This is a genomic window from Nostoc sp. CALU 1950 (assembly GCF_051172895.1).
Lineage (GTDB): Bacteria > Cyanobacteriota > Cyanobacteriia > Cyanobacteriales > Nostocaceae > Nostoc > Nostoc edaphicum_A.
Genome location: NZ_JBDNJQ010000261.1, coordinates 1 through 7,028 on the forward strand (window position 1 = coordinate 1; position 7,028 = coordinate 7,028).

The 7,028-nt window shown below is 40.0% G+C and carries 8 protein-coding genes; 5 read left to right on the plus strand and 3 right to left on the minus strand.

Features of this window, described 5'->3' with window-relative positions:
• A partial coding sequence (locus tag ABF638_RS36115; RefSeq protein WP_435027575.1) for a HEAT repeat domain-containing protein occupies nt 1–649 on the plus strand: 649 nt, incomplete at its 5' end.
• On the opposite strand, the gene ABF638_RS36120 is transcribed toward ABF638_RS36115, so the two are convergent.
• Nucleotides 620–949 carry a hypothetical protein gene (locus ABF638_RS36120; protein ID WP_435027576.1) on the minus strand — a complete coding sequence of 110 codons (330 nt, stop codon included), beginning with the start codon at nt 947–949 and terminating at the stop codon, nt 620–622. The two genes, ABF638_RS36115 and ABF638_RS36120, sit on opposite strands and share 30 nt — an antisense overlap.
• 431 nt (nt 950–1,380) lie before the next feature.
• Here ABF638_RS36120 and ABF638_RS36125 point away from each other — a divergent pair, with 431 nt between their 5' ends.
• Nucleotides 1,381–2,184, plus strand: a complete 804-nt coding sequence (locus tag ABF638_RS36125) for a PEP-CTERM sorting domain-containing protein (RefSeq protein WP_435027577.1) — start codon at nt 1,381–1,383, stop codon at nt 2,182–2,184.
• Between the two features lie 127 nt (nt 2,185–2,311).
• Here ABF638_RS36125 and ABF638_RS36130 read toward each other — a convergent pair whose 3' ends face one another.
• Nucleotides 2,312–2,596 carry a DUF427 domain-containing protein gene (locus tag ABF638_RS36130; protein WP_335016871.1) on the minus strand — a complete coding sequence of 95 codons (285 nt, stop codon included), beginning with the start codon at nt 2,594–2,596 and terminating at the stop codon, nt 2,312–2,314.
• Nucleotides 2,597–3,509: 913 nt separating this feature from the next.
• On the opposite strand from ABF638_RS36130, the gene ABF638_RS36135 reads away from it, so the two are divergent.
• Both ABF638_RS36135 and ABF638_RS36140 read left to right on the plus strand, forming a co-directional pair.
• Complete coding sequence (locus tag ABF638_RS36135) at nt 3,510–3,737, plus strand: hypothetical protein (RefSeq protein WP_435027578.1); 228 nt, start codon at nt 3,510–3,512, stop codon at nt 3,735–3,737.
• Between the two features lie 55 nt (nt 3,738–3,792).
• Nucleotides 3,793–4,197: a hypothetical protein gene (locus tag ABF638_RS36140; RefSeq protein WP_435027579.1), complete on the plus strand. Its 405-nt coding sequence runs from the start codon at nt 3,793–3,795 to the stop codon at nt 4,195–4,197.
• Nucleotides 4,198–4,293: 96 nt separating this feature from the next.
• On the opposite strand, the gene ABF638_RS36145 is transcribed toward ABF638_RS36140, so the two are convergent.
• Nucleotides 4,294–5,643, minus strand: coding sequence for a glutamine synthetase family protein (locus ABF638_RS36145; protein ID WP_435027580.1), 1,350 nt, complete (start codon nt 5,641–5,643; stop codon nt 4,294–4,296).
• A gap of 99 nt (nt 5,644–5,742) precedes the next feature.
• Between ABF638_RS36145 and ABF638_RS36150 the strand changes: the two genes are divergently transcribed.
• Nucleotides 5,743–6,975, plus strand: coding sequence for a damage-control phosphatase ARMT1 family protein (locus ABF638_RS36150; protein WP_435027581.1), 1,233 nt, complete (start codon nt 5,743–5,745; stop codon nt 6,973–6,975).
• The last annotated feature ends 53 nt before the right edge of the window (nt 6,976–7,028 follow it).

A 7,028-nucleotide genomic window follows, 5' to 3' on the forward strand; every position in this document is an offset into this window, starting at 1 on the left:
TAGTTTGGCAGCATCAAGTTTAAGGAAAATCGGCACAGGGAATCAAGATGCGATCACCGCTTTGGTGCAACTGCTGCAATCACCTGATGTGGATGACGACATCCGTAAGCAGGCAGCATCAAGTTTAAAGAAAATCGGCACAGGGAATCAAGATGCGATCGCTGCCTTGGTGCAACTCCTGCAATCAACTACTGTGGATGACTACACCCGTATGCAGGCAGCAAATAGCTTAGGGAAAATCGACCCAGGTAATGAAATTGCGATCGCTGCTTTGGTACAACTGGTGCAATCAACTACTGTGGATGACGACACCCGTAGAAAGGCAGCAGAAAGCTTAGGGCAAATCGACCCAGGCAATGAAATTGCGATCGCTGCTTTGGTACAACTGGTGCAATCAACATCTGTGGATTACTACACCCGTAAAGAGGTAGCAGGAAGCTTAGGGCAAATCATACAAGACAATAACCATCGGTTTAAAGCAGTTGAAGCTGTAAGTCGTTATTGGCGATTGGATGATAATTTCTACAATTTAGCCTGGGAATGTGCCCAAAATATGCATTACCCCGATTTTTATCAAGCTTGGCATCAGCATAACTTTGCAACTCGTGCGATGCGAAGCTTAAAGAAAATCCTCTTCACAAGAATTTGAGCAATTTCCCAGCAGCAACGTTACAAATGAAATTCCCGTGATGACAATAGCTTGTTCACTCGTTACGAACACAAAAGCCATTGTTAGGAATAAAGTTTTTGTCTTTACCACAACCTGTTTTGTTACCAACACAACCTGTTTCGTTACTAACACAACCTGTTTTGTTAACAACACAACCTGTTTCGTTACTAACACAACCTGTTTTGTTACCAACACAACCTTTTTTGTTACTAACACAACCTTTTTTGTTACTAACACAACCTGTTTCGTTACAAACGCAACCTGTTTTGTTAACAACACAACCTGTTTCGTTATGAATGCTTATCTATTTGTGGCAAATGCTTATGCGATCGTTACCACAGCTTAAGCAAAACTTATATATACAAGTCCTATACTATTACCAGCACAACTCAGATTTACAAAAGGTTGGTACGATGCGATGATCGGAAATACTATACCTGTATCTCAAGTGTGGAAAGGTATTGATGCCGAGTGAAGCACCTTTGATTCAAGTCAAAGCTATGAATAGGCGATCGCTATTCGCTGCATATTGAAGCATTTCTAGCAATACGGGCAATATTTCACAGCCTTTTGAAAATTATTTAATTACATTTTCAATCTGTTAATTATTAAAACCCGCTTTGCAAATTAAATTTAAACATTATGATGTATCTATGTAATTGTACAATTAACTTTTTTATTCTTTGACAAATTAATACCGGGAGTTTTAGGTGATAAAAAACAATAGAAAAAAGGCTGTCGCTCAAGCTATTTCCACAGCCGTTGCTTTGGGCTGGGTAATAATGCAAGTGGAATCAGCACGGGCTGCTACTTTGACGGTTAACAATCTCAATGACAGTGGCGTTGGCTCATTGCGAGATACGATCAACATTGCAACTAGCAATGACGTGGTAGAGTTCTTACTGGGCAGTAATCCTAGTACAATTACCCTGACGAGTGGGGCACTTGCGATAGCTCAAAATCTTACTATTAATGGCCCAGGTGCTAATTTACTAACCATCAGTGGCAATAATCAATTCCCCGTGTTTGATATTAACGCCGCCGATGTTACTCTTTCTGGGCTTGCGATCGCTGGTAATATCAATGCTTACAATTCTAGTAGCGTAACGTTTACCAATAGTACTGTTAGCGGCGACAATGTGAAGATAGATAACAGTACTGGTAACGTAACATTTATCAATAGCACTATCAACGGCAATAATGGGCAGATTAATGCTAATGAACTGACTTTCATAAATGATAGTAATGTAACAGTTACACCTAACGGCGGCAATTCTGGGACAATTGGCAGTGCCGGCAATCTTTTAGTAGAAGGAGGTAGCATTATCATTGACAATTCTGGGGAAATGAACGCTGGTAGTAATAATGGAGGCAACATAACTATTACACCTGTTACTCTTATAGTGACGACAAGAGTACCCGAACCAAGTGCGATCGCTGGTACTATACTTGCTTGTAGTCTGGCTTGGCTGGCGAAGAGAAAGCAAGCAGCATTTTGCAAGACGAAGATATAATTACGTATTAAAAAAATTCGCAAATAGTTTAAATAGTCAGCCCGCACAAGCGGGCTGATTATTTTATGGGCAATTAGTCGGACATAATATCAATTACCTGAAACTAAAATACTTCCAGGAACCTTTATTAAGCCTCAACTTTTACGCCCTTCCAGAAGGCAACATAGCCCTCAATATTTTTAGCTTTTTCCTTAGCGCTGGGATAATACCAAGCAGCATCTTTATTGATTTGTCCATCAACGTCGATACTGTAGTAACTAGCGACACCTTTCCAAGGACAAGTGGTGTGGGTATTACTTTCTGTGAAGTACTGCTTGTTAATGGTGTCAACAGGAAAATAATGGTTGCCTTCCACAACTACAGTATTATCACTTTCGGCTAAAACAGTTCCATTCCAAATTGCTTTCGGCATAAATGACTTTGTAAATAAACTATACACATAACATTTTGACACTATCAGCTTGTTTGTAGCGAATTTATGGAATCTGTAACGCTACCAAAAGAGATCATCAGTCACGAAGAGGCAATGTGTTGTCGGGATTTTCTTCCAGTATTAATTATCAAAGAAAAATTCAGCAATTCCTGAGCCAGAATCCAGAATGGATTCTGTGCGACTGGATGGAGAATCGAGGTTTAAAGCCCCCGATTTTAAACGCGCGGTGATATTAAATTCTTTCCGATTGTTACCCCTGACTTCAGAGGTTGTTTGAAAAGTCCTCTTGTCGGTATCAAAAGTTTTAGATCCCCCTAAATCCCCCTTAAAAAGGGGGACTTTGACTCCAGTTCCCCCCTTTTTAAGGGGGGTTAGGGGGGATCAAAAGTGCCTAAAGTTACAGAGAGAAAGTTTTTAAACATCCTCTCAGGCATGGGGTATTCTGAATTCTGTCTTCTGACTCCTTCTCATAATCATTTTTATTTATTAATTTGAAAACTAAAAGCATTTGCTTCTATCGTAAAGATTTTCTAGGATATTGATATGCAAAGTTAATTAGCCAAAAGAAGTTGGATTTTGGTTTATAGGCTCAAGCAAAAAATATTTAGATATTTGAGTAAGCGATGCCTATGGCGAGCTACGCTAACACACCTTCTAGAAATACTTACCAGCAAAGGATTTTATCTAGCATATATTTTCCTCTTTTAAATTCTTACTAAACCTTCTCCGAATTCCTAACTGCTCCAATTGGGATGAATTTGACTAACCCGTTTGGGTAATTAACAAATCAACCCATCAGGTGAACTCACTATAAGAGGTTGAGATTAATATAACAGTAGATTCTATTACTAAAAAATACTGATTGCACTTTGTTCTAATTGAGGATAACTCTATGAAACTCACAAACTTGATAAATTCTGCACATATTGTTGCTTGGTTTAATTCTATGCCTAAAATCACTAACCCTTATCCAGGCAAGAATCATCATAGCCAATCAATAAACATAACTGCAAACTCTGACACTTTCCCTAGACATTCCAGGAATGGCAATTACCTCAAACCCTTTGATACTGCCTTTATCGCCTATTACATGATGGGTTTTGGTAATTTTGATGTTTAACTTACATTATTTACAGTTTTTCGTTAATTAATCTAGTTCTCATGAGGATAAATTTATGAAACTCACAACCTTATTCAATTCTGCACTTATCATTGCTTCTATTGCTTTTATACCTGGAATTGCTGGCGCTCAAACAGCTAATACTAACAATAGTGGTGGACAAATAAATGCAGATGTTAACTCTAATGCTTTACGCAAAAATTCTACAGAGGACAGTTATCTACAACCCTTCAATACTGCCTTTCTAGCTTATCAAGGTTATTTAAAAGAGCAGGGTATTCCCAGTGGAGGCGCTTTAATATCTGCATACCAAATAGGAAGCCTGACTGCGAAAGATGTGGTTCAGGCTGCTATCAGGGCTAACAAGTTACCAGCCAAAGTTTTAAATGATTCAAGTTACCTCAACGCACTTGAATCGCAGTTGACATCATTCAGCAACACTAATGATTTATCTGAATAAATATAAGTTTACTGAGCTAATAACGGATTTATTAAATGCTGTACTTTCATCCGATGAAATTTAGCCTTTTAGCTTAACTTGTGGGGATTAAGAACTCTAGTATTTATCTAATAAAAGCTTTAGTTCTGCCTCCAATCCCCAATCTTTCATGGCTGACCACTCAGCTTGACGCACTGCTAAAAATGCTTGCGATAAGTCTGGATTTAAAGCATTTAAAAGAATATTATTCTGTTTTAGGTGGTCTAGAGCTTCCCCAAGGCTTTGTGGTAAAAGGTCAATACCATTAGTATGACGTTCCTCAATTGACAGGTGTCCGGGGTCTTGTGCAACAGGATTTCCCGGTTTTTGACTTCGTTGCACACCGTCGAGTCCGGCTGCAATTACCGCACCTAAAGCGAGGTAAGGATTGGCTGATGCATCAACGGTTTTTAACTCGAAATGGCTGGAACCGTTGAATCCAGGATTGCTGGGCACTCTCACGGCGGCTTCACGGTTGTCTAGTCCCCAACAACGGAAAGCACCACTCCAGCTATGAGGACGAATGCGGCGGTAGGAATTAGTACTAGGAGTAGTTAACGCCATCAGTGCTGGCAAATGATCGAGTATACCAGCGATAAATGCTTGGCCTATTTGAGAAAGACCGCAGACACCTTGAGGATCTGGTAGGAGATTTTGCCCGTTACGCCAGAGGCTAAGATGGATGTGGCAACCGCTACCAGCGGCATCTGGGAAAATTTTGGGTAAGAAAGAGGCTGTAAGATTGTGGTAATGAGCGATCGCTCTCACAGTTTCTCTAAAGGTAATCTGTCTGTCAGCTGCTCGTAAAGCATCAGTATATCCCATAGAGATTTCCTGTTGACCTGGGCCAGATTCGGGATAATATTGCTCTACAGGAATTTTTTGGGCGATGAGTGCCTCGACTATCTCATCAATTACTTCTTGATGCTTATCCATTGCCTGAGTCGAAGCAAAAACTGTCGAATCTGCGGGTACAATTCCCTCAGATGTTTGCCGTAATAGATAAAATTCATTTTCAAATGCAGCCCGAATTTCCAACCCCTCGCGTCTCGCCGCCTCAATCATCCGCACCAGGAAATTGCGAGGACATAGCGCCCAAGGACTACCATTAAGTACCATATTTCCCATTACACGAGCATGATTGGGAGCATAAGGTAAAGGAGTGAAGCTAAACCAATCTGGTACTAAGCGGATTTCGCCTACCGGGCCTAGACCAGTTTCGGGAATGACAGCATCATACATTACAGGGACTCCCTGTTGTCCAGCAGAAATGCCTACACCATACTCAAAGTAGTGGGATAACATCTCGATATGAACAGCTTTGCCACGAATAATGTTGGCGTTGTCACACCAAAGGATACGGACAAACCTGATTCCAGCTTCCTGAAGAGATTTTCTGACTTTCTTAAATACTTTGTTTGCAGCCATCAGTTAATTTATCCCGCTTTTGAGTTGATTTGACAATTTCCCCACCTCATTTTCATGCTCAAGTTAGAATAACTGAAATTACGAAGGCAAGAAAAGTTGGTGGTAAATACATCCCACATCCCCAAATTACCCATACCACCGTCTCTTTTGGGGTCAGAAGTCGGTTCTTTTACTGAGTTTACAGTCACTCAACGAATGCCTGCGATCGCTCGCCGAGTTATCGCTGAAAATAATTTCTCATCTGAGATTAATACCAGCTTGGAAAACTTAGCTACAGAACTGCCGACTGGATTTTTGCCACCTCTTTTAAATGACACTGTTAGAGATTTTTCCGCCTGGAATACATATTTAGAATTTTACAAGGATCAACGTTGGATAGATGTTCCCTGGTTTTTTGCCGAAACTTATTTTTTTCGATTAATTCTGGAAATTACCAATTATTTTCGCCCTGGTGTATGGCAAGGCGTCGATCCATTTGAGTTGCAAAAATCTCAAGGTTTGGAAGTATCTCTGGACTCGATTGTTTTGCTGTGCGATCGGGCTAAAAATTGGTTGGATAATTCACAATTGAAGGGAGAATCAAACCAAACAGCTTTAATTACACTATTATATTTTGCTTTGTGGGGAAATCGAGTTGACTTAAGTTTATGGTCAGCATTCGAGAGTGACCGGAGTCGTTTTGATATTCAAACCCAACTAGCTCACATCCTAGTAAATGATGCTTCTCAAGTGATAGAACTGTTAACTAGTTATCAAGATAGACGGATTGATTTTGTTGTAGACAATGCTGGTTTTGAACTTGTTTGTGATTTATGTTTAGTAGATTTTCTATTAAGTAGCGGACTGGCTAATCAGGTTTACCTACACTTAAAACCACATCCGACTTTTGTATCTGATGCCATGATTAAGGATGTACATTACACAACCAACTTTTTAGCCGCTACTGGACATCAACAAGTTACATCTTTTGCTCAAAGATTGCAAGAAAATATTGCATCAGGGCGTTTAGTGTTATCTGAAGATTACTTTTGGACATCGCCTTTAGCCTTTTGGGAAATACCCAACTCTCTCAAAAATGAGTTAGCCAATGCGAGTTTGGTTATAGTCAAAGGAGATGCCAATTATCGCCGATTATTAGGCGATCGCCACTGGAACTTTAGCACCAATATTGCAGATATAGTCTCTTACTTACCTGTGCCAATGGTAGCTCTACGCACCCTGAAGTCAGAAGTAATAGTAGGTTTAAAACCAGAAGTGATTGAAGAAGTAGCCAAATCTGACTCTTCTTGGTTGACAAATGGACAGTGGGGTGTAATTCAGTTAGTGGCTTAGAGGTTGTTTGAAAAGTCCTTTTGTCGGTATCAAAAGTTTTAGATCCCCCTAAA